Genomic DNA, 19,727 nt, shown 5'->3' on the forward strand with positions numbered 1-19,727 from the left:
AGCCGGCGTGCCATTTTTTCAGCCTTGGCAAGGCAACTTTTTGAATTTCGCGGGTCAACAGGCAGCCTTTTGACCCAGGCAGCGGCGCATGCCAGGCCGCTCAACCAGTCTCGCCGAGCCCTGCTTCTGCGGTGGCGAGCCTGATTTCACAATTTGTCAGGTGGTTTTATGGACAGCATCAACAGCCGCATCGCCGAGGAACTCGGTGTACGCCCACAACAGGTCGAAGCGGCCGTCGCGCTACTCGATGAAGGCTCCACGGTGCCTTTCATCGCCCGTTACCGGAAAGAAGTGACCGGCAGCCTCGATGACACTCAATTGCGGCATCTGGAAGAACGCCTGCGCTACCTGCGAGAACTCGACGAACGGCGCATCAGTATCCTGGCCAGCATCCAGGAGCAGGGCAAGCTGACCCCGCAACTCGAGCGCGACATCAAGCTGGCCGACACCAAGACTCGTCTCGAAGACTTGTACCTGCCCTACAAGCAAAAGCGCCGCACCAAGGGCCAGATCGCCCTGGAAGCCGGCCTCGGCGAGCTGGCCGACGGCCTGTTCAACGACCCGACCCTGGCCCCGGAAACCGAAGCCGCGCGCTTCGTCGACGCCGAAAAAGGCGTGGCGGACGTGAAGGCGGCGCTGGAAGGCGCCAAGTACATCCTCATGGAGCGCTTCGCCGAAGACGCCAACCTGCTGGAAAAACTGCGCAACTACCTCAAGCAGGAAGCCACCCTCAGCGCCCGGGTGATCGCTGGCAAGGAAGAGGAAGGCGCGAAGTTCCGCGACTACTTCGAACACGACGAACCACTCAAGAGCATGCCGTCCCACCGCGCCCTGGCGATTTTCCGGGGTCGCAACGAAGGCATCCTCAGCTCCGCACTGAAGGTCGGCGATGAACTGCCAGGCACCATGCATCCGTGCGAAGGCATGATCGGCCAGCAATTCGGCATCCAGAACCAGAACCGCGCCGCCGACAAATGGCTGGCCGAAGTGGTGCGCTGGACTTGGAAGGTCAAGCTCTACACCCACCTGGAAACCGACCTGCTGGGCGAGTTGCGCGATAACGCCGAGACCGAGGCGATCAACGTGTTCGCCCACAACCTGCATGACCTGCTGCTGGCCGCACCGGCCGGCCCCCGCGCCACCCTGGGCCTGGACCCGGGCCTGCGCACCGGCTGCAAGGTCGCGGTGGTGGACTCCACCGGCAAGCTGCTGGACCACGCCACGGTCTACCCGCACGTGCCGCACAACAAATGGGACCAGACCCTCGCCGTGCTCGCCGCCCTGTGTGCCAAGCATTCGGTGGACCTGATCGCCATCGGCAACGGCACCGCCAGCCGCGAGACCGACAAGCTGGCCGCCGAGCTGATCAAGAAATACCCGGCCATGAAAATGACCAAGGTGATGGTTTCCGAAGCCGGCGCTTCGGTTTATTCGGCGTCGGAACTGGCCTCCAAGGAGTTCCCGGACCTGGACGTGTCGATCCGTGGCGCGGTGTCCATCGCCCGTCGCCTGCAAGACCCATTGGCGGAGTTGGTAAAGATCGACCCCAAATCCATCGGTGTCGGCCAGTACCAGCACGACGTTTCTCAACTGAAACTGGCGCGCGGCCTGGATGCGGTGGTGGAAGATTGCGTGAACGCCGTGGGCGTGGACGTGAACACCGCTTCGGTGGCGCTGCTGGCGCGGATCTCCGGCCTGAACGCCACGCTGGCGCAGAACATCGTCACCCACCGTGACGAACACGGCGCGTTCAAGACCCGCGCCGCGTTGAAGAAAGTGCCGCGCCTGGGTGAAAAGACCTTCGAACAGGCCGCCGGCTTCCTGCGGGTGATGAACGGCGATAACCCGCTGGACTCCTCCGCTGTCCACCCTGAAGCCTACCCGCTGGTACAACGCATCGCCGCCCAGACCGACCGCGACATCCGTTCGCTGATCGGCGACGCCGCGTTCCTCAAGCGCCTGGACCCGAAGAAATTCACCGACGAAACCTTCGGCCTGCCCACTGTCACCGACATCCTCCAGGAACTGGAAAAACCGGGCCGCGACCCGCGCCCCGAGTTCAAGACCGCCGAGTTCCAGGACGGCGTCGAAGACCTCAAGGACCTGCAACCGGGCATGATCCTCGAAGGCGTGGTAACCAACGTCACCAACTTCGGCGCCTTCGTCGACATCGGCGTGCACCAGGACGGCCTGGTACACATCTCGGCGCTGTCGGAGAAGTTCATCAAGGACCCGCGCGAGGCCGTGAAGGCCGGTGATGTGGTGAAAGTGAAGGTCATGGAAGTCGACATCCCGCGCAAACGCGTTGGCCTGTCGATGCGCATGAGCGACACGCCGGGCGAGAAAGTCGACGGTGCCCGTGGCGCTCGCCCTGGCTCGACCCCGCGCCAGTCGCAGAACACCGCGCCGCGCAAGGAAACCACGGCTGCGGCCCCGGCGAATAACGCCATGGCCTCGTTGTTCGCCAACGCCAAGCAGTTGAAGAAACGCTGATGGACGTGCCAGCCGGGTTGGTGGAGAGCGCTTTTTTCAAGCTGCTCGGCTGCCGTCTGCACAGCCTTGGGGACGGGGTGGCGCAAGTCGCCCTGAGCCTTGAGCCGCCGCTGCGCAATCGCGGCGGCAAGCTGCACGGCGGCGCGCTGTTCAGCCTGGTGGACATCGCCATGGGGCTGGCCTGTTCCAGTGTCCACGGCTTTGACCAGCAGAGCGCGACCATCGAATGCAAGATCAACTACATCCGCGCCGTGTCCGACGGCGACGTGTTGTGCACCGCCCGGGTCATCCACCCCGGCCGGCGCACGCTGGTGGTCGAAGCCGAGGTGATGCAAGGCGACAAACTGGTCGCAAAAGCGCAAGGCACGTTCGCTGTCCTATAGCTCCCGGTCATCGATTTGAGTTAATTTCGACGCCACGAAATGCGGTGTCGGGCTTTCCTGTGGGAGCGGGCTTGCTCGCGATAGCGCAGGGTCAGTCAAGATCAACGTTGCTGATCCACCGCCATCGCGAGCAAGCTCGCTCCCACAGTGGGGTTGCGGTGGCTAGCTTTTGGCACGAAAACCAGGCGAAAACGCCAGTTTCAACTTCACCCTTGTAGACCGTCTTGCCCACCCCCATATTGGGGCGACTGACGCGTGAAGGAATTCAACTTGAGCGACCTTTTAAACCGCCGCCTGGCCCTGCTCGGCGAGCGCGCCAACCTCTCCCTGCTCGAACAGTGCCTGCACGGCATCGAGCGCGAATGCCTGCGCGTCACTGGCGATGGGCATTTGGCGCAGACCCCGCATCCCAAGGCCCTGGGCTCGGCGTTGACCAACGAACAGATCACTACCGACTATTCCGAGTCGCTGCTGGAGTTCATCACGCCAGCCCTGACCAAACCCGCCGATACCCTGCGCAGCCTCGACAAGATCCATCGGTTTGCCTACAGCAAGCTCGGCGACGAGTACCTGTGGAGCCCTTCGATGCCGTGCCCACTGCCGGCGGAAGAGAATATCCCGATCGCGTATTACGGCACCTCGAACATCGGTCGTCTCAAGTACGTCTATCGCAAGGGCCTGGCCCTGCGCTACGGCAAGACCATGCAATGCATTGCCGGGATCCACTACAACTTTTCTCTGCCTGAAAAGCTCTGGCCCCTGCTCCGGCAGGCCGAAGGCGTCGAGGCCAGCGACCGTGATTTCCAGTCGTCGGCCTACATCGCGCTGATCCGCAATTTCCGCCGCTACAGCTGGTTGCTGATGTACCTGTTCGGTGCCTCGCCGGCCCTGGACGCCGGTTTCCTGCGGGGTCGCCCGCACCAGTTGGAGCAACTGGACCCGGACACCCTGTACCTGCCCTACGCCACCAGCCTGCGCATGAGCGACCTGGGTTACCAGAGCAACGCCCAGGCCGGCCTCACGCCTTGCTACAACGACCTGGCCAGCTACACCGACAGCCTGCGCAAAGCGGTGGCGACGCCTTATGCGCCGTACGTCGAAGTCGGCACTCACCAGAACGGCGAGTGGGTGCAGCTCAATACCAACATCCTGCAGATCGAAAACGAGTACTACTCCAACATCCGCCCCAAACGCGTGACCTACACCGGCGAGCGGCCGATCCAGGCCTTGATGGCCCGGGGTATCCAGTACGTCGAAGTGCGTTGCCTGGACATCAACCCGTTCCTGCCGATGGGCATCGACCTCACCGAGTCGCGATTCCTCGATGCGTTCCTGCTGTATTGCGGCCTCAATGACAGCCCGCAGTTGGAAAACAACGAATGCGGCAACGCCACGAGCAACTTCCTGACCGTGGTCAAGGAAGGCCGCAAGCCTGGCCTGCAATTGCAGCGCCAGGGTCAAGCGGTGGACATGCAGGCCTGGGCCGTCGAATTGCTGGAAAAAATCGCACCGTTGGCCTCGCTGCTCGACCAGAGCCAAGGTGGCGATGCCCACCGCCAGGCGCTGGACGCACAACTGGCGAAAGTCCGCGACCCGTCCCTGACGCCCTCCGCCCAGGTGCTGGCCGCCATGGCCGAACATCAGGAAAGCTTTGCCCAGTTCTCCCTGCGCCAAAGCAAAGCCCACGCCGAGTTCTTCCGCGCCGAGCCGTTGCCCGCCCAGGAGCAGGCGGCCTTCGAAGACGCCGCGCGCGAGTCGCTGGTCCAGCAAGCTGAGCTGGAACAGAACGAGGTCGGCGATTTCGATGTGTTCGTGGGTTCGTATCAGGCGAGCATTTTGGCGATCAGTAACTGATCATCCTTCTTTGACGGGGATGCTCTTGTGGCGAGGGAGCTTGCTCCCGCTCGGCTGCGCAGCAGTCGTAAAAATGGGGCCTGCTGCGCAGTCCAGCGGGAGCAAGCTCCCTCGCCACGGGGGGCTTAGCCATCTTCAATAGATTTTTTCGAAAATAAGCTCATTCGAAAAAGTTATTTATTTTCCAATTCTTAGATCATTTAGTCTCCTTCAACGCCGAACATCCGGCGGCCTGTTGAGGAGCTTTCCCATGTCTTTGCGTTTCCCCCTTCGCCTTCTCGCGGCCGCCTCCCTGGCCGTCACCAGCTTTTTTGTCCAGGCAGCCGACCTGACCGTCGCCTACCAAACCACCGTCGACCCGGCCAAGGTCGCCCAGGCCGATGGCGCCTATGAAAAAGCCACCCAAGCCAAGATCGACTGGCGCAAGTTCGATAACGGCGCCGATGTCATCACCGCCATCGCCTCGGGCGACGTGCAGATCGGCTACCTCGGTTCCAGCCCATTGACGGCGGCCATCACCCGCAAGGTTCCGGTGGAAACCTTCCTCATCGCCACCCAGATCGGCGCCGCCGAAGCCTTGGTGGTTCGTGACGGTTCGGGCATCAACTCCCCACAAGACCTGATCGGCAAGAAAATCGCCGTGCCATTCGTGTCCACCGGGCACTACAGCCTGCTCGCCGCGTTGAAGCACTGGAACATCGACCCGTCGAAAGTCACCGTACTCAACCTGGCGCCACCGGCCATCATCGCCGCCTGGAAGCGCGGTGACATCGACGCCACCTACGTCTGGGACCCGGCCCTGGGCGTAGCCAAGGAAAATGGCAAGGTCCTGATCACCTCGGCGGAACTGGCCAAGTTCGGCGCCCCGACCTTCGACGCCTGGATTGTGCGCAAGGACTTCGCCCAGAAGCACCCTGAAATTGTCACAGCCTTCGCCAAAGTGACCCTGGATGCCTACGCCCAATACCGCAAGGACCCACAAGCCTGGCTGGCCGATGCATCCAATGTCGACAAACTGGTGAAGCTCTCCGGCGCCAAGGCCAGCGATATCCCGCTGTTGCTGCAAGGCAACGTCTTTCCCCTGGCGGCCGATCAGGTCGTGAGCCTCGGCGCACCGACCACCCAAGCCATCACCGACACCGCAGCGTTCCTCAAGGAGCAAGGCAAGGTCGACGCCGTGCTGCCGGACTACGCGCCTTACGTCAGCGCCAAATACATTGCTCGTTGAGCGAAAAAAGGGAGACACGCAATGGCCTTGCTCCAGCTGGAGCGCATCAGCGCACAGTACCCCGGCGCGGCGGAACCTGTGCTGGCGGATATTTCACTGACCCTGGGGCCCCAGCAATTGCTGGTTGCCCTCGGCCCGTCCGGCAGTGGCAAGACATCGCTGTTGAACCTGATTGCCGGGTTCGTCGAGCCCAGCGCCGGGCAGATCACTCTCGACGGCAGGCCGGTCAAGGGCCCGGGCGCCGAACGCGGCGTGGTGTTCCAGGACGATGCGCTGCTGCCGTGGCAGGACGTGCTGGCAAACGTTGGGTTCGGCCTGGAACTGGCCGGCATCCCCAAGGAAAAACGCGAGGCTCGCGCCCGGGAAATGCTTGCTTTGGTGGACCTGGCCGGTTTCGAGCACCGCCGTGTCTGGCAGCTCTCCGGCGGCCAGAAGCAACGCGTCGGCCTGGCCCGGGCATTGGCGGCCGACCCTCGCGTGCTGCTGATGGACGAACCGTTCGGCGCGCTGGACGCCTTCACCCGCGAGCAGATGCAGGAACTGTTGCTGCAAGTCTGGCAGCGCACCGCCAAACCGGTATTCCTGATTACCCATGACATTGAAGAAGCGGTCTTCCTCGCCACCGACTTGATTTTGCTGGCGCCCAATCCGGGGCAGATCGTCGAGCGTCTAAGCCTGGATTTCGGCCAGCGCTACGGCGCCGGGGAATCGGCGCGGTCGATCAAGTCCGACCCGCGCTTTATCGAAACCCGCGAGCATGTGCTTGCCAAGGTGTTCTCCCAACGCAGCGCCACTCGACCCCAGGAGCGCGCATGAGCAGCTACGAAATTCCAGCCACGGTCCGTGACACGACGACCCAGCCCAAGGCCAGCGGTTTGAGACCCCACCTGAGTACGCGCTGGATCAGCGGCTTGACCCTGATCGCACTGCTGGCGGTCTGGTGGGCCGTCACCGCCAGCGGCCTGATCGAACCGCTGTTCCTGCCCTCGCCGTCTGCCGTGCTGCAAAAAGGTTGGCTGCTGGCGACCAGCGGCTACATGGACTCGACCCTCTGGCAGCACCTGGCCGCCAGCCTTGAACGCATCGGCCTGGGCCTGTTGTTCGCGGTGCTGACGGCAGTGCCGGTGGGCATTGCCATTGGCGCCAACCGCATCGCTCGCGGCGTGCTCGACCCGTTGATCGAGTTCTACCGGCCAATTCCGCCGTTGGCGTACTTGCCGTTGATCGTGATCTGGTGCGGCATCGGCGAGTTGTCGAAGGTCCTGCTGATCTACCTGGCGATCTTCGCCCCGATTGCCATCGCCACCGCCACCGGTGTGCGCACTGTCGACCGGGCCAAGCTACGCGCTGCGCAATCGTTGGGCGCCACCCGGGCCCAGTTGATTCGCCACGTGATCGTGCCCAGTGCCTTGCCGGACATCCTCACCGGCATTCGCATTGGCCTGGGCGTGGGTTGGTCGACGCTGGTGGCCGCCGAACTGATCGCCGCCACCAGCGGCCTGGGGTTCATGGTGCAGTCAGCGGCGCAGTTCCTGGTTACCGACGTGGTGGTGCTGGGAATCCTGGTGATCGCACTGATCGCTTTCGCCATGGAAATGGGCCTGCGCGCCCTGCAACGCAAACTGGTGCCGTGGCACGGCCAGGCCCATTGATACCCAATGACCACGCCGACCCTTCGGCGCCCAGACCGAGAACATTGCGATGAACCGCCCAACCATTACGCCATTGAGCACTGCCCTCGGCGCTCAGATCAGTGGGATCGATATCAGCCAGCCGCTGAGCCAGGAACATCGCACAACCATTGAGCAGGCCCTGCTCACGCATCAGGTGTTGTTCTTTCGCGACCAGCCGATCGACCCAACGCAACAAGCGCGTTTCGCCGCGTATTTTGGCGACCTGCACATTCACCCGATCTACCCCAACGTACCGGAGCAGCCCGAAGTATTGGTGCTCGACACTGCCGTCACCGATGTGCGCGACAACGCCGTGTGGCACACCGACGTGACCTTTCTCCCGACGCCGGCCATGGGCGCGGTGCTCAGCGCCAAACTGCTGCCGGCATTTGGCGGCGATACGTTATGGGCCAGTGGCATCGCGGCTTATGAAGCCTTGTCGGCGCCGTTGAAGCGCTTGCTGGAAGGCCTGACAGCGACCCATGATTTCACCCGGTCCTTTCCCTTGGAACGGTTTGGCAACACCGCCGAAGACCTGGCGCGCTGGGAAGAGGCACGGCGAAAAAACCCACCGCTGTCCCATCCGGTGATCCGCACTCATCCGGAGAGCGGGCGACGGTCGCTGTTCGTCAATGAAGGCTTCACGACACGGATCAACGAGCTGTCGGAAACCGAAAGCGAGGTGATCCTGAAACTGCTCTTCGCCCACTCCACCCGCCCGGAGTTCACCCTGCGCTGGCGCTGGCAGGTCAACGACGTGGCGTTCTGGGACAACCGCGTCACCCAGCACTTTGCCGTGGATGACTACCGCCCCGCCCGCCGAGTGATGCACCGGGCGACGGTGTTGGGGGATGTGCCGTTTTTTCGCTGAACGCACCACTTACCTGTGGCGAGGGAGCTTGCTCCCTCGCCACAGGGGGTTGTGTTATTCCGCCGACGAAGGCTTTTCCCAAAGATTGATTCCGCCTTCCTGGGCAAACCGATCGATCTCGGCCAGCTCTTCAGCACTAAAGGTCAGGTTCTTCAGCGCCCCGACGTTCTCGATGATCTGCTCCGGGCGGCTGGCGCCAATCAGGGCGGAGGTGACTCGTGGATCGCGCAGGGTCCAGGCCAGGGCCATTTGTGCCAGGCTTTGGCCACGTCGCTGGGCGATTTCATTGAGGGCGCGCACGTGGGCGATGTTCTCCTCCGATAAATGCGCAGCCTGCAACGAGCCACCACCCGGACGATTGACCCGTGCGTCCGCTGGAATGCCCTTCAGGTATTTGTCAGTCAGCAGCCCTTGGGCCAGCGGAGTGAAGGCGATCACACCAGTGCCCAGTTCCTCCGTGGCGTCCAGCAGGTCTTTCTCCACCCAGCGGTTGAGCAGGTTGTAGGCCGGCTGGTGGATCAGCAGCGGGACTTTCCACTCTTTGAGCAACGCTGCCATTTCCCGGGTCTTCACCCCGGAATACGAGGAAATGCCGATGTACAACGCCTTGCCCTGCTGTACGGCAGTGGCCAATGCGCTGGCGGTTTCCTCCAGTGGGGTGTCGGGGTCGAAACGGTGGGAATAGAAGATATCCACATAGTCGAGCCCCAGGCGTTGCAGGCTCTGGTCGAGGCTGGCGAGCACGTATTTGCGCGAGCCACCGCCCTGGCCGTAGGGGCCCGGCCACATGTCCCAACCGGCCTTGCTGGAGATGATCAACTCATCGCGGTACTGCTGGAAATCTTCGCGCAGCAACCGGCCGAAATTGATCTCGGCGCTGCCGTAGGGCGGGCCGTAGTTGTTGGCCAGGTCGAAGTGGTTGATGCCCAGGTCGAATGCCGTGCGCAACAAGGCACGCAGGGTGTCGATGGGCGTGCTGTCGCCAAAGTTGTGCCACAACCCCAGCGACAACGCCGGCAGCACCAGCCCGCTGCGACCGACGCGGCGGTAAGGAATGGACTCGTAGCGGTTTTGCGCAGCGGTGTAGGTCATCGAAAAGGCTCTCTGTTCGGACGGCGGGTGACAGACGCTAACATTTCACAGACGCCTCGGTCAGGCTGAAAGTTCGCGCAAGGCCGCCGCCGCCAGAAAACCCGAACGCGAGCTATAACGCTGGTCCCGTCGCACGGTTTGGTCGATGCGCTCAAGCAATTGCTCGGGCAGCGTGGCGTTGAACCGCACTGACTTTCCGAAATAGGGCGTGACATCAAACTCAACCACCCCCCATATCCCCCCGGCGTATTGCGGATCGTCGAGATGATCGTCGATTTCATGGATCTGCGGCAGCGGTTCGCCGTCGGCTATCAAGCCTTCATAGTGCAACGAGAGCGCCTCTTTCACATTTTCGAATGCCTGGCTCACAGTACTGCCTGCGGAGAAACAACCCGGTACATCCGGGACCGTCACTCCGTAGTCGGAATCGGCATCCTTGTGCAGAACGACCGGAAATTTCATGTGGACGAATCCTTCCTTCAGATCCAGCAACCGCAGCAACCGGTCTGATAACAATGCATCCCCATCGGGGATTTCGTAATCGGTCATGGGCTTCATTTCAGGCCCGCCTGTTTCAATATGCTATTGATCGTGCCTCTGGGCAGATCGGCGTCAGGGTGCTTGATCGTCACCCTTCCAGCCTTGATGGCATGCTTGTACGGATGATGGCTACCCTTGACTGCCACCAGATACCAACCGTCCTCTTCGATCTTCCTGATCATTTCCCGACTTCGCATCACCTTTGCCTTATTCACAACTCTGCCGGAAAACTCTAGCTGCGAAAAAGACCCAGATACACACAATACACACCCAGAAAAATATTAGTTCAACTCTCCAACCCATGCACCGCCCTCACCACTCGGTCATCGCGCCTGCGCAAACACCTCCGCCACCCAATCCACGAACACGCGGACCCGTGGCGACATGTGTCGGTTGTGGGGATAGAGCACCGACACCGGCATGGACGGTGGCGGGGTGGCGGTGAGGACTTCCTGGATCAGCCCTTGCCGGATCGGTTCTTCCATTCGGTAATGCGGACATTGGATCAAGCCCATGCCGGCGATGGCCGAGGCGGCGTAGATTTCGGCACCGGACACCGACAACGTCCCCCCGATCGCTACCTCCTTGAGTTCGCCATCGACCATGAACTCAAACGGATAGAGTTTGGCGGTGGTCCGCGAGACGTAATTCACCGCCCGGTGATGTTTCAGGTCATCGAGGCTCTTCGGCTCGCCGTACTGGCGCAGGTAACCGGGGCTGGCACAGGTGATCTGCCGGAGATTGGCGACACGTCGGCCGATCAATGACGAATCCGCCAGCGTACCGGAGCGCAGCACGCAATCGACGCCCTCGGCAATCAGGTCGACGAAACGATCCGCCTCGCTGATGAACAGTTCTATTTCAGGGTAGCGAGCCATGAACTGTGGTAACGCCGGAATCACGAAGTACCGGGCCTGGGTGCCATGCAAGTCCACCCTCAGCTTGCCTTTGGGCGCCACACCGCGAAACGCCAGTTCGGCCTCTTCAAGTTCAGCCAGCAATTGCACGCAGCGCGGGTAGTAGGCTTCGCCGTCGAGGGTCGGGCGCACCTTGCGGGTGCTGCGCTCCAACAAACGAACACCCAGCCAGGCTTCGAATTGATTGAGCGTATGGGTCAGCGTGGCCCGGGGCATATTCAAGTCTTCAGCGGCCAGGGTGAAGCTGCTGCGCTCGTATATGCGGACAAACACTCTCATCGCCTTGACCTGGTCCATCTGAATCCTGCCCGCCGATTGTTGGAAGATATTGAATAGTCAAGGCAACTCTCGTGCATTTATCGCCAAGAGTAAACATGTGAATCTGGCTCCAACGAATCACAACGCCTCAACAGCAAAGGAACCCTTCACATGACTGTTCAAAATTCGAAAGTTGCCATCGTGACCGGCGCCTCTCGCGGCATCGGAGCAGAGATTGCCAAGCAACTGGCCAGCGAAGGTTTCGCCGTCGCCATCAACTACGCCAACAGCGCCACCGAAGCCTCGAAACTGGTGGTGCAATTGCGTCAGGCTGGCCATCAGGCCATAGCGATCAAGGCGGACGTGTCGTCTGCCGCCGATGTCCGGCGGATGTTCGATGAAACCGAAGCGCAGCTGGGCAAGGTCGATGTGTTGATCAACAACGCCGGCATCCTCCAGGTCATGCCCCTGGCACAGCACAGCGACGAGCTGTTCGAGCAGACGTTCGCCATCAACACCCGTGGCACCTTCAACACCCTGCGCGAGGCCGCGACCCGTTTGAATGACGGTGGCCGGATCGTGAATTTTTCCAGCAGCACCGTGGGCCTGAACCTGCCCGGCTACTCGGTGTACATCGCCAGCAAGGCCGCAGTGGAATCCCTGACCCAGGTGTTCGCCAAGGAACTGCGCGGTCGGCAGATCACGGTCAATGCCGTGGCCCCCGGCCCCGTCGCCACCGAGCTGTTCATGCACGGCAAGAGCGAAGAACAGGTGCAGCACTACGCCAAGATGCCGCCCTTGGAGCGCCTCGGCCAGCCGCAGGACATCGCCCGCATCATCACCTTCCTGGTGGGTCCGGACGCCGGGTGGGTGAACGGGCAGATCCTGCGGGCCAACGGCGGGCTCGTCTGAGGCTCAGGCCGATCAGCGCACCAAATGCAGGAACTGCAGGTGCCGCTCGTACTGGTCGAGGATGTCGTTGATGACTTGCTCCTTGGTGTAGCCCACCAGGTCGTAATCCTGGCTGCCTTCGCTCAAGTGCACTTCGGCACGGTAGTAACGACGGTTGTTGAGCTCCTTCGACCCCATGCCGCCGCGGGCGAAGGACGGCGTGAAGTAGCCGCGCATCTGCACCTGGTAGATGAACGGATGCTGCTCGCCGTGGCCGATCTCCAGGCTGACGTTGTCATTGACCGGATCGGGCTGGGTCACCACCGTCAGGCCCTTTTCGACGAACACTGCGGTCACTTCTTCAATGGCCGGGCGCACCGTGGTGTCGAGGAAACGGTACACCTCATCACGGGACGGAAAATGCACCGCCTGGCTCAAGCGCTGGCGCCAGCCGCCCGTACCCCGGCGCGAGCCCGACACCGGCGCCAGGGAATGCAATTGCGCGATCTGCTTCTGGGACTCCAGGTAGAACGCCTTGTGCAGGCCCCACATCATCAGCAGCAGAATCAACGAGAACGGCAAGGACGTCAGCACCACCGCCGACTTCAAGGCGTCGATGCTGCCGGAGAACAGCAACGCGCTGGTCACCAGGGCAGTCATCGCGCCCCAGAACACCCGCAACCACTTCGGCCCGTCCTCGTCGGGGTTGCCGCCCTTGGCCGACAACGTCGACAGCACCACGGTGCCCGAGTCGGCGGACGTGACGAAGAACACGAAGCTGATGAACACCGTGACCGCGATGACGGTCTTGCTCCAGGGATAGGTTTCCAGCAGCAGGTAAAGGCTCATCGATGGGTTTTCCAGGGCGGACATGCCCAGGGCACTCATGCCATGGTTCAGCACCTGGTCGATGGCGCTGTTGCCGAAGATCGACATCCACGCCAGGGTGAAACCCAGGGGAATCAGCAGCACGCCAAACACGAATTCGCGGATGGTGCGGCCACGGGAAATCCGTGCGATGAACAGCCCCACGAACGGCGACCACGCGATCCACCAGGCCCAGTAGAACACCGTCCAGCCGCCCAGCCAGTCGCTGGGTTTGTCGTAGGCGTACAGATCGAAACTCTTCATCGGCAAGGCGCCGAGGTAATCGCCGATGTTCTGGATCAACGTATTGAGCAAATGCTGGGTGGGCCCGGCGAACAGCACGAACAACAACAAGGCGCAGGCCAGCAGCATGTTGATGTCGGACATGACCCGCACGCCTTTGTCGACACCGGCCACGGCGACGATGATCGCTGCGCCCATCATCAGCACGATCAGGCCGACCTGGATCCATTGGGTATGGGCGATGCCGAACAGGTAATCGAGCCCCGAATTGAGGTGCAACACACCAAAACCCATGTCCGCGCCGAGGCCGAACACCGTGGCGATAATGCCGAAGCCGTCCACGGCGTAGCCGATGGGGCCGTTGATGCGCTTGCCAATCAGCGGGTACAACGCCGAGCGCAGGGCCAGCGGCAAATTGTGCCGGTAGGCAAAATACGCCAGGGCCATGCCGACGAACGCGAAGACGCCCCAGCCGTGCAGGCCCCAGTGCAAGAACAGGATCTGCATGGCCTGGCGCGCCGCCTCGGCGGTACCAGCCTCGCCCTGGGGCGGCTGCACCATGTGGGTCAGCGGCTCGGACACGCAGAAGAAAAACAGTGTGATGCTGATGCCGGCGGCGAACAGCATGCCGGCCCAGGACAGATAACTGAATTCGGGCTCGTCGTGGTCGGCACCGAGCTTGATCTTGCCGTAGCCGGACAAGGCGGTGACCACCACGAAGACCAGATACAGCGTCATCGCGAGCATGTAGTACCAGCCGACCGTATTGGCCGCCCAGTTCTGCGCGGCCAGCAGCCAGGCGCCGGCCTGTGCGGGCATGGCAATCACCACCAGGCCGAACAGCAGGATGAAGGTCGCGGCGAAGTAAAAGACCGGCGGGTTCATGCGGACCAGGCCGCTGGGTGGCAGGGACGAAGCACTCATGGGCGAGGGCCCCCGGGCAGAGAAACAGCGAGGGTCGAAAACGGACTCGGCAAAAGCAAGCCTCCTTATTGTGAGCGGGCAGCAAACCGACGGTTTAACTTGAATGAACGTTCAAGTTAAACATGAATAGGCAGCTAAGGACTAATCGCAGGGCTCAACGGCGCGTTTCCTACGCAGGCCAGTGGGAGGATAGACGCTGCTTGGTGTGTATTCGTTCAGTGTTCAACAGACACCACACAAACCCTGTGGGAGCGAGCAGGCTCGCTCCCACAGGGTTTGGGGTGTTCATAAATCATGTGTCACTCCCTGTCCGTCGCCGGTTTACTTCCAAACAAATGATTGCCGGTTGCCCCTGAATATCCGCGTGCCTATAGTCCAGACATCTCCTACAACCAGTACGGACCCATGATCAAAGAACAGCTGTCTCGCTTTAACCGTCTCGACCTGCTCGGCCATCCGACACCGCTGGAAAAACTCGACCGCCTCTCCACCTGGCTCGGCCGGGACATCTATATCAAGCGTGACGACCTGACGCCCCTGGCCATGGGCGGCAACAAACTGCGCAAGCTCGAATACCTGGCCGCCGATGCCATCGCCCAAGGCGCCGATACCCTCATCACCGCCGGGGCGATCCAGTCCAACCATGTACGCCAGACCGCCGCCCTCGCCGCGAAACTGGGCCTGGGCTGCGTGGCCTTGCTGGAAAACCCCATCGGCACCGAAGACAGCAATTACCTGGGCAACGGCAACCGGCTGCTGTTGGAATTGTTCGACGCCAAGGTCGAGCTGGTGGACAACCTGGACAACGCCGATGAGCAGCTACAGGCCCTCGCCGGGCGCCTGCGCAGCAACGGGAAAAAGCCCTATCTGGTGCCGATTGGCGGTTCGAACGCCTTGGGCGCGCTGGGGTATGTGCGCGCCGGCCTGGAACTGGCCGAGCAGATCAAGGACACCGGGATTGAATTCGCCGCCGTGGTACTGGCCTCGGGCAGTGCCGGGACCCACAGCGGCCTGGCACTGGCGTTGAGCGAAAGCCTGCCGGCACTACCGGTCATTGGCGTCACCGTTTCCCGCAGCGAGGAGGATCAGTTTCCGAAGGTCCAGGGCCTGGCCGAGCGTACGGCAGCGTTGCTCGAAGTCGACCTTCCGGAAGCGTTCAAAGTGATCCTGTGGGACGAATATTTCGCCCCCCGCTACGGCGAACCCAACGCCGGGACACTGGCGGCGGTCAAGCTGCTGGCCAGCCAGGAAGGGCTGCTGCTCGATCCGGTCTACACCGGCAAGGCCATGGCCGGCCTGCTCGACGGCATGGGTCGCGACCGTTTCGACGAAGGCCCGATCATCTTCCTCCACACCGGCGGCGCACCGGCGTTGTTTGCCTATAACGCAGTCTTCTGAAGATAGAAAAGCCTTAATGTGGGAGCGAGCTTGCTCGCGATGAGGGTGTGTCAGTTGATTGGAATTGGGCTGATCCACTGCTATCGCGAGCAAGCTCGCTCCCACAGGGAAAAATTCAAAATAGGCATATAGAGTTGATTTAATATTATTTTCCAATCTATAAAAGCCATCCTATAGTCTCGCCGCAGGCGCATTTGCCGCGAGACGCCCAAACCGCTTTAAGGCAGGATGTGGCAATCTTTTCGGATCGCGGCTACGCCTTATCTCAGCCAAATAACCTCTTCATAAGAAAACACAGGGGCTTGTCATGAATTTTTCCACATTACGTCGCAACCTGTTGGTGGGTTCGCTGGGCCTGGCATTGAGCGCCGGGCTGCTGGGGCAAGCGGTTGCCGGTGAGCAGCTGCAGAAAATCAAGGATGCCGGCGAAATCAAGATCGGCCTGGAAGGCACTTATCCACCGTTCAGTTTCGTTGATGACAGCGGCAAACTGACCGGCTTCGAAGTGGAGTTCTCCGAAGCCCTGGCCAAGGAACTGGGTGTGAAGGTCAAGCTGCAGACGACCCCATGGGCCGGCATTCTCGCGGCCCTGGAATCCAAGCGTCTGGACGCAGTGGTCAACCAGGTGACCATCTCCGAGGAACGTAAGAAAAAATACGATTTCTCCGAGCCGTACACCGTTTCCGGGATTCAAGCGCTGGTACTGACCAAGAAAGCCGACGAGCTGAACATCAAGAAGGCCGCCGACCTGGACGGTAAAAAAGTCGGCGTGGGCCTGGGCACCAACTACGAACAGTGGGTCAAGGCAGAAGTACCGGGCGCCCAAGTCAAAACCTACGATGACGACCCCACCAAGTTCCAGGACCTGCGCGTCGGTCGTATCGACACCATCCTGATCGACCGCCTGGCCGCACTGGAATACGCCAAGAAAGCCAAGGACACCACCGTCACCAGCGAAGCCTTTTCTCGCCAGGAGTCCGGTATTGCCCTGCGCAAAGGCGAGCCTGAGCTGTTGGCAGCCGTGAACAAGGCCATCGAAAAACTTCGCGCCGACGGTACGTTGAAAAAACTTTCGGAAAAATACTTCAGCGCTGACGTTACCCAATAATGGAAGCAGCTCTTCAACTCGCACTGGACTCCGCGCCCTTCCTGCTCAAGGGCGCGTATTACACGGTCTTCCTCAGCCTGGGCGGTATGTTTTTCGGCTTGCTGCTGGGGTTCGGCCTGGCGCTGATGCGCCTGTCGCGCTTCAAGCTGGTGAACTGGATCGCCCGCATCTACGTGTCGTTCTTTCGCGGTACGCCGTTGCTGGTGCAGTTGTTCGTGATCTATTACGGGTTGCCGCAACTGGGCATCGAGCTGGATCCGCTGCCCGCGGCCCTGATCGGTTTCTCGCTGAACATGGCTGCCTATGCGTGTGAAATCCTGCGGGCCGCTATCAGTTCCATCGAGCGCGGCCAGTGGGAAGCGGCGGCGAGTATCGGCATGACACGCGCCCAAACCCTGCGCCGGGCCATCCTGCCGCAAGCCGCACGCACGGCGCTGCCACCGTTGGGCAACAGCTTCATTTCCCTGGTCAAGGACACCGCGCTGGCGGCGACCATCCAGGTGCCGGAGCTGTTCCGCCAGGCGCAGCTGATCACCGCGCGAACCTTCGAAATCTTCACCATGTACCTTGCCGCCGCGCTGATCTATTGGGTTCTTGCTACCGTGCTCTCGCACCTGCAGAACGTCCTGGAAGCACGGGTCAATCGGCATGACCAGGAGTCCTGACCCATGATTGTCGTGGAAAAACTGACAAAGCAGTTCAAGGGTCAGGTGGTGCTCAACGGCATCGACTTGAAGATCGAAGAAGGCGAAGTGGTTGCGATCATCGGCCCCAGCGGCTCGGGCAAGACCACCTTCCTGCGCTGCCTGAACTTCCTCGAAGAACCCAGCAGTGGCCGGATCAAGGTCGGCGACATCGAAATCGATGGCAGTCGCCCGCTGAACCAGCAACAGGGCCTGGTGCGCCGTTTGCGCCAGCAGGTGGGCTTCGTGTTCCAGAACTTCAACCTGTTTCCCCATCGCACCGCATTGGAAAATGTCACTGAAGGCCCGCAGGTGGTGAAGAAAATTCCTCGCACCGAAGCCGAAGCCCTGGGGCGCAAGCTGTTGGCCAAGGTCGGGCTGGCCGGCAAGGAGGACGCCTACCCACGGCGCCTTTCCGGCGGCCAGCAACAGCGCGTGGCGATTGCCCGGGCGTTGGCGATGGAGCCGGCGGTGATCCTGTTCGATGAGCCGACCTCGGCCCTGGATCCGGAACTGGTGGGCGAGGTGCTGGCAACCATTCGCGACTTGGCCGAAGAAAAACGCACCATGGTCATCGTGACCCACGAAATGGGCTTCGCCCGGGACGTGGCCAACCGCGTGGTGTTTTTCGACAAAGGCGTGATCGTCGAACAAGGCGAAGCCAAGGCCTTGTTTGCAGCCCCCAAGGAAGAACGCACGCGACAGTTCCTCAGCAAGTTCCTCTCCGCCGGTCACGGCGCTCAGTAAGTTATCGGCAGTGTCATCACTTCCAGGGATGGAAGTGAGGCAGTTGCAACACTCTTCAAGATACTAGCGCCATAACTTTGCCATAAAGAAACAACTTGCAACTTGCGCCCTACTCAACATCCTCGACCGTTTTATGCACGGCATGGATCTACCTCTCGTAACACTTACGCTCAGCCCAAGCACTCCTCCTTTTTAGTCTCAAAACGCTCTTTCGAGCATTTTCCAGAAACCTGCGAGCCTCGGAAAAGGGCTTGTGATGCCGCGCATTATTAACATGGGGGCGTAGGATATTTCTGAAGCCTTTCATAATGAATTATTAAGCAAGTGCCTCTATTGACACTGAAACTATGGAGCCTTTATCTAGTGACCAACAAGCGATGCACATTATTTATTTTCTGCACAGTGATTAGGCGCAGCCTGGCCTATATGGCTGCACACATAAAATATGTCGCGATTAGTCATCGCCGTTGATCTTCCCGAAACGGACTTAGTTTTCAAGCATCAAGGAGAACACCATGACATGTAAGTCGAAGAGTCCTGAACTGGCCGCCCCCACCCTGGCCAACGCCCACCCTACCGGCATCAATATCGCCAACGCCGCTCACCTGGAGGTTGCCATTGCGCCCTACCCTGGCATGGACGCAGGTGACCTGATCGAACTGTTCTGGGACAACTGCTACGTCGGCTCGCGCTTGCTGTCGCAGGCCGATGTGCAAGACAGCGTCACCCTGCGAGTCCCGGAGAGTTTCATCGTCAATGGCACCTCGCGCATTCACTATCGGGTGATGCAGGTCGGGCGTGGGCCGGCGCTATCTGCCAGGCAGCGGGTACACGCGAAACTCGATTGTCCCGGCGGGCAGCCGTCGGCCCTGAGCGGCGATGAAAACCAGAGCCTGGCGCCCGTGCGCATTCCCGGTACTATCCGACGCCAAGGGGTGAACCCCAACCAGATCAAGCGCGGCGTACCGCTGACCATCGAACCCTACCTGAACATGGCCGCCGGCGATGCCGTGACCCTGCGCTGGGGCGATGTGCGCATGGACCTGCCTGCCGTCACCGCCAGCGAGGTCGGCCAGCCAATCAATATCTGGGTCCCGCCGCAGATCATCCTGGAGGCAGGCGAAGACCTGCGCCTGGAAGTGACCTACTGCATCATCGATCGCGTAGGCAACAATTCCCTCTGGGCACCGCCGCGAACGCTGAAGATCGGTTGCGCCAATCCCTATCTGAAGAAGCCCTCGAAAGAGGCCCTCATGGCCGCGGAACCGCGACATCGAGCGCCTTGATACAGAGCGCTTTTGGTGGCGAGGGAGGTTGCTCCCGCTTGGGTGCGCAGCGCCCACCGGGAAAAGAAGGGTTGCTGCGCAACCCAGCGGGAGCAAGCTCCCTCGCCACAGAGGACTCCTTCCAATTGAATCCAACCTATACATATTCCTAAAAGTTAGTTCAAAAATAATTTATACACGCTTAGGGTATATATACCGGACCACCGGACATTCTTGATTTTGACTCGCCGCATTTATCGCGGCGTTTTCCGAAAAGATGTGAGGTGGGTAT

At 61.0% G+C, this 19,727-nt stretch carries 18 protein-coding genes; 13 read left to right on the forward strand and 5 right to left on the reverse strand.

From position 1 onward, the window contains the following. Window positions 1-168: 168 nt before the first annotated feature. The 7 genes from BM300_RS12955 (at window position 169) to tauD (ending at window position 8,502) form a co-directional block, all read left to right on the forward strand. Entirely contained in the window at window positions 169-2,493 is a 2,325-nt protein-coding gene (locus tag BM300_RS12955) for a Tex family protein (protein ID WP_092463063.1), read from the forward strand. After that, the gene (locus BM300_RS12960) at window positions 2,493-2,876 is read left to right on the forward strand and encodes a PaaI family thioesterase (RefSeq protein ID WP_014336033.1); all 384 of its coding nucleotides are present in this window, start codon (window positions 2,493-2,495) and stop codon (window positions 2,874-2,876) included. The genes BM300_RS12955 and BM300_RS12960 overlap by 1 nt, the downstream gene beginning before the upstream one ends. A 270-nt stretch (window positions 2,877-3,146) precedes the next feature. Next, window positions 3,147-4,730 carry a glutamate--cysteine ligase gene (gene gshA / locus BM300_RS12965; RefSeq protein ID WP_092463065.1) on the forward strand — a complete coding sequence of 528 codons (1,584 nt, stop codon included), beginning with the start codon at window positions 3,147-3,149 and terminating at the stop codon, window positions 4,728-4,730. A gap of 250 nt (window positions 4,731-4,980) precedes the next feature. Next, window positions 4,981-5,958, forward strand: a complete 978-nt coding sequence (tauA, locus tag BM300_RS12970) for a taurine ABC transporter substrate-binding protein (RefSeq protein ID WP_063323420.1) — start codon at window positions 4,981-4,983, stop codon at window positions 5,956-5,958. A gap of 21 nt (window positions 5,959-5,979) precedes the next feature. Then, the gene (gene tauB, locus BM300_RS12975) at window positions 5,980-6,774 is read left to right on the forward strand and encodes a taurine ABC transporter ATP-binding subunit (RefSeq protein ID WP_072342693.1); all 795 of its coding nucleotides are present in this window, start codon (window positions 5,980-5,982) and stop codon (window positions 6,772-6,774) included. Next, complete coding sequence (tauC, locus tag BM300_RS12980) at window positions 6,771-7,610, forward strand: taurine ABC transporter permease TauC (protein WP_072342690.1); 840 nt, start codon at window positions 6,771-6,773, stop codon at window positions 7,608-7,610. The genes tauB and tauC overlap by 4 nt, the downstream gene beginning before the upstream one ends. A gap of 49 nt (window positions 7,611-7,659) precedes the next feature. Next, a complete protein-coding gene (gene tauD, locus BM300_RS12985; RefSeq protein WP_092146563.1) occupies window positions 7,660-8,502 on the forward strand; it encodes a taurine dioxygenase in 843 nt (280 codons plus the stop codon). A gap of 54 nt (window positions 8,503-8,556) precedes the next feature. Here tauD and mgrA read toward each other — a convergent pair whose 3' ends face one another. The 4 genes from mgrA to BM300_RS13005 form a co-directional block, all read right to left on the reverse strand. After that, window positions 8,557-9,594 carry an L-glyceraldehyde 3-phosphate reductase gene (gene mgrA / locus BM300_RS12990; RefSeq protein WP_092463067.1) on the reverse strand — a complete coding sequence of 346 codons (1,038 nt, stop codon included), beginning with the start codon at window positions 9,592-9,594 and terminating at the stop codon, window positions 8,557-8,559. 60 nt (window positions 9,595-9,654) lie between these two features. Beyond that, a complete protein-coding gene (locus BM300_RS12995) occupies window positions 9,655-10,056 on the reverse strand; it encodes a type II toxin-antitoxin system HicB family antitoxin (protein WP_063325186.1) in 402 nt (133 codons plus the stop codon). Window positions 10,057-10,148: 92 nt separating this feature from the next. Next, window positions 10,149-10,331: a type II toxin-antitoxin system HicA family toxin gene (locus tag BM300_RS13000; protein ID WP_092463069.1), complete on the reverse strand. Its 183-nt coding sequence runs from the start codon at window positions 10,329-10,331 to the stop codon at window positions 10,149-10,151. A gap of 126 nt (window positions 10,332-10,457) precedes the next feature. Then, entirely contained in the window at window positions 10,458-11,348 is an 891-nt protein-coding gene (locus BM300_RS13005) for a LysR family transcriptional regulator (protein ID WP_072342675.1), read from the reverse strand. A gap of 132 nt (window positions 11,349-11,480) precedes the next feature. Between BM300_RS13005 and BM300_RS13010 the strand changes: the two genes are divergently transcribed. Then, window positions 11,481-12,221 carry an SDR family oxidoreductase gene (locus tag BM300_RS13010; protein ID WP_092146568.1) on the forward strand — a complete coding sequence of 247 codons (741 nt, stop codon included), beginning with the start codon at window positions 11,481-11,483 and terminating at the stop codon, window positions 12,219-12,221. A gap of 12 nt (window positions 12,222-12,233) precedes the next feature. Here the strand turns inward: BM300_RS13010 and betT are convergent, their stop codons facing one another. After that, window positions 12,234-14,195 carry a choline transporter BetT gene (gene betT, locus BM300_RS13015; protein ID WP_170862053.1) on the reverse strand — a complete coding sequence of 654 codons (1,962 nt, stop codon included), beginning with the start codon at window positions 14,193-14,195 and terminating at the stop codon, window positions 12,234-12,236. 444 nt (window positions 14,196-14,639) lie between these two features. Here betT and BM300_RS13020 point away from each other — a divergent pair, with 444 nt between their 5' ends. The 5 genes from BM300_RS13020 to BM300_RS13040 all read left to right on the forward strand — a co-directional run bounded on the left by BM300_RS13020 (window position 14,640) and on the right by BM300_RS13040 (window position 19,456). Then, on the forward strand, window positions 14,640-15,632 hold the full coding sequence (locus BM300_RS13020; protein ID WP_092345397.1) for a D-cysteine desulfhydrase: 993 nt from the start codon (window positions 14,640-14,642) through the stop codon (window positions 15,630-15,632). Between the two features lie 307 nt (window positions 15,633-15,939). Further along, window positions 15,940-16,740, forward strand: a complete 801-nt coding sequence (gene tcyJ / locus BM300_RS13025; RefSeq protein WP_092146574.1) for a cystine ABC transporter substrate-binding protein — start codon at window positions 15,940-15,942, stop codon at window positions 16,738-16,740. Further along, a complete protein-coding gene (tcyL, locus tag BM300_RS13030; protein WP_063323430.1) occupies window positions 16,740-17,405 on the forward strand; it encodes a cystine ABC transporter permease in 666 nt (221 codons plus the stop codon). Before tcyJ ends, tcyL begins: the two co-directional genes overlap by 1 nt. Before the next feature lie 3 nt (window positions 17,406-17,408). Further along, window positions 17,409-18,170, forward strand: coding sequence for an L-cystine ABC transporter ATP-binding protein TcyN (tcyN, locus tag BM300_RS13035; protein WP_063323431.1), 762 nt, complete (start codon window positions 17,409-17,411; stop codon window positions 18,168-18,170). A 515-nt stretch (window positions 18,171-18,685) separates the two neighbouring features. Next, the gene (locus tag BM300_RS13040; protein ID WP_092463071.1) at window positions 18,686-19,456 is read left to right on the forward strand and encodes a hypothetical protein; all 771 of its coding nucleotides are present in this window, start codon (window positions 18,686-18,688) and stop codon (window positions 19,454-19,456) included. Window positions 19,457-19,727: the final 271 nt, after the last annotated feature.

Origin of the sequence: Pseudomonas sp. NFACC46-3, from assembly GCF_900114515.1 — a bacterium.
Classification (GTDB): Bacteria; Pseudomonadota; Gammaproteobacteria; order Pseudomonadales; family Pseudomonadaceae; genus Aquipseudomonas; species Aquipseudomonas fluorescens_Q.

Coding starts and splice junctions, on each gene's coding strand:
- BM300_RS13005 (WP_072342675.1), bottom strand. CDS start 11,348: ATGGACCAGGTCAAGGCGATGAGAGTGTTTGTCCGCATATACGAGCGC.
- tcyL (WP_063323430.1), top strand. CDS start 16,740: ATGGAAGCAGCTCTTCAACTCGCACTGGACTCCGCGCCCTTCCTGCTC.
- tauA (WP_063323420.1), top strand. CDS start 4,981: ATGTCTTTGCGTTTCCCCCTTCGCCTTCTCGCGGCCGCCTCCCTGGCC.
- BM300_RS12995 (WP_063325186.1), bottom strand. CDS start 10,056: ATGAAATTTCCGGTCGTTCTGCACAAGGATGCCGATTCCGACTACGGA.
- BM300_RS12955 (WP_092463063.1), top strand. CDS start 169: ATGGACAGCATCAACAGCCGCATCGCCGAGGAACTCGGTGTACGCCCA.
- BM300_RS13000 (WP_092463069.1), bottom strand. CDS start 10,331: ATGCGAAGTCGGGAAATGATCAGGAAGATCGAAGAGGACGGTTGGTAT.
- tcyJ (WP_092146574.1), top strand. CDS start 15,940: ATGAATTTTTCCACATTACGTCGCAACCTGTTGGTGGGTTCGCTGGGC.
- BM300_RS12960 (WP_014336033.1), top strand. CDS start 2,493: ATGGACGTGCCAGCCGGGTTGGTGGAGAGCGCTTTTTTCAAGCTGCTC.
- BM300_RS13020 (WP_092345397.1), top strand. CDS start 14,640: ATGATCAAAGAACAGCTGTCTCGCTTTAACCGTCTCGACCTGCTCGGC.
- mgrA (WP_092463067.1), bottom strand. CDS start 9,594: ATGACCTACACCGCTGCGCAAAACCGCTACGAGTCCATTCCTTACCGC.
- tauD (WP_092146563.1), top strand. CDS start 7,660: ATGAACCGCCCAACCATTACGCCATTGAGCACTGCCCTCGGCGCTCAG.
- tcyN (WP_063323431.1), top strand. CDS start 17,409: ATGATTGTCGTGGAAAAACTGACAAAGCAGTTCAAGGGTCAGGTGGTG.
- BM300_RS13040 (WP_092463071.1), top strand. CDS start 18,686: ATGACATGTAAGTCGAAGAGTCCTGAACTGGCCGCCCCCACCCTGGCC.
- BM300_RS13010 (WP_092146568.1), top strand. CDS start 11,481: ATGACTGTTCAAAATTCGAAAGTTGCCATCGTGACCGGCGCCTCTCGC.
- tauB (WP_072342693.1), top strand. CDS start 5,980: ATGGCCTTGCTCCAGCTGGAGCGCATCAGCGCACAGTACCCCGGCGCG.
- tauC (WP_072342690.1), top strand. CDS start 6,771: ATGAGCAGCTACGAAATTCCAGCCACGGTCCGTGACACGACGACCCAG.
- betT (WP_170862053.1), bottom strand. CDS start 14,195: ATGAACCCGCCGGTCTTTTACTTCGCCGCGACCTTCATCCTGCTGTTC.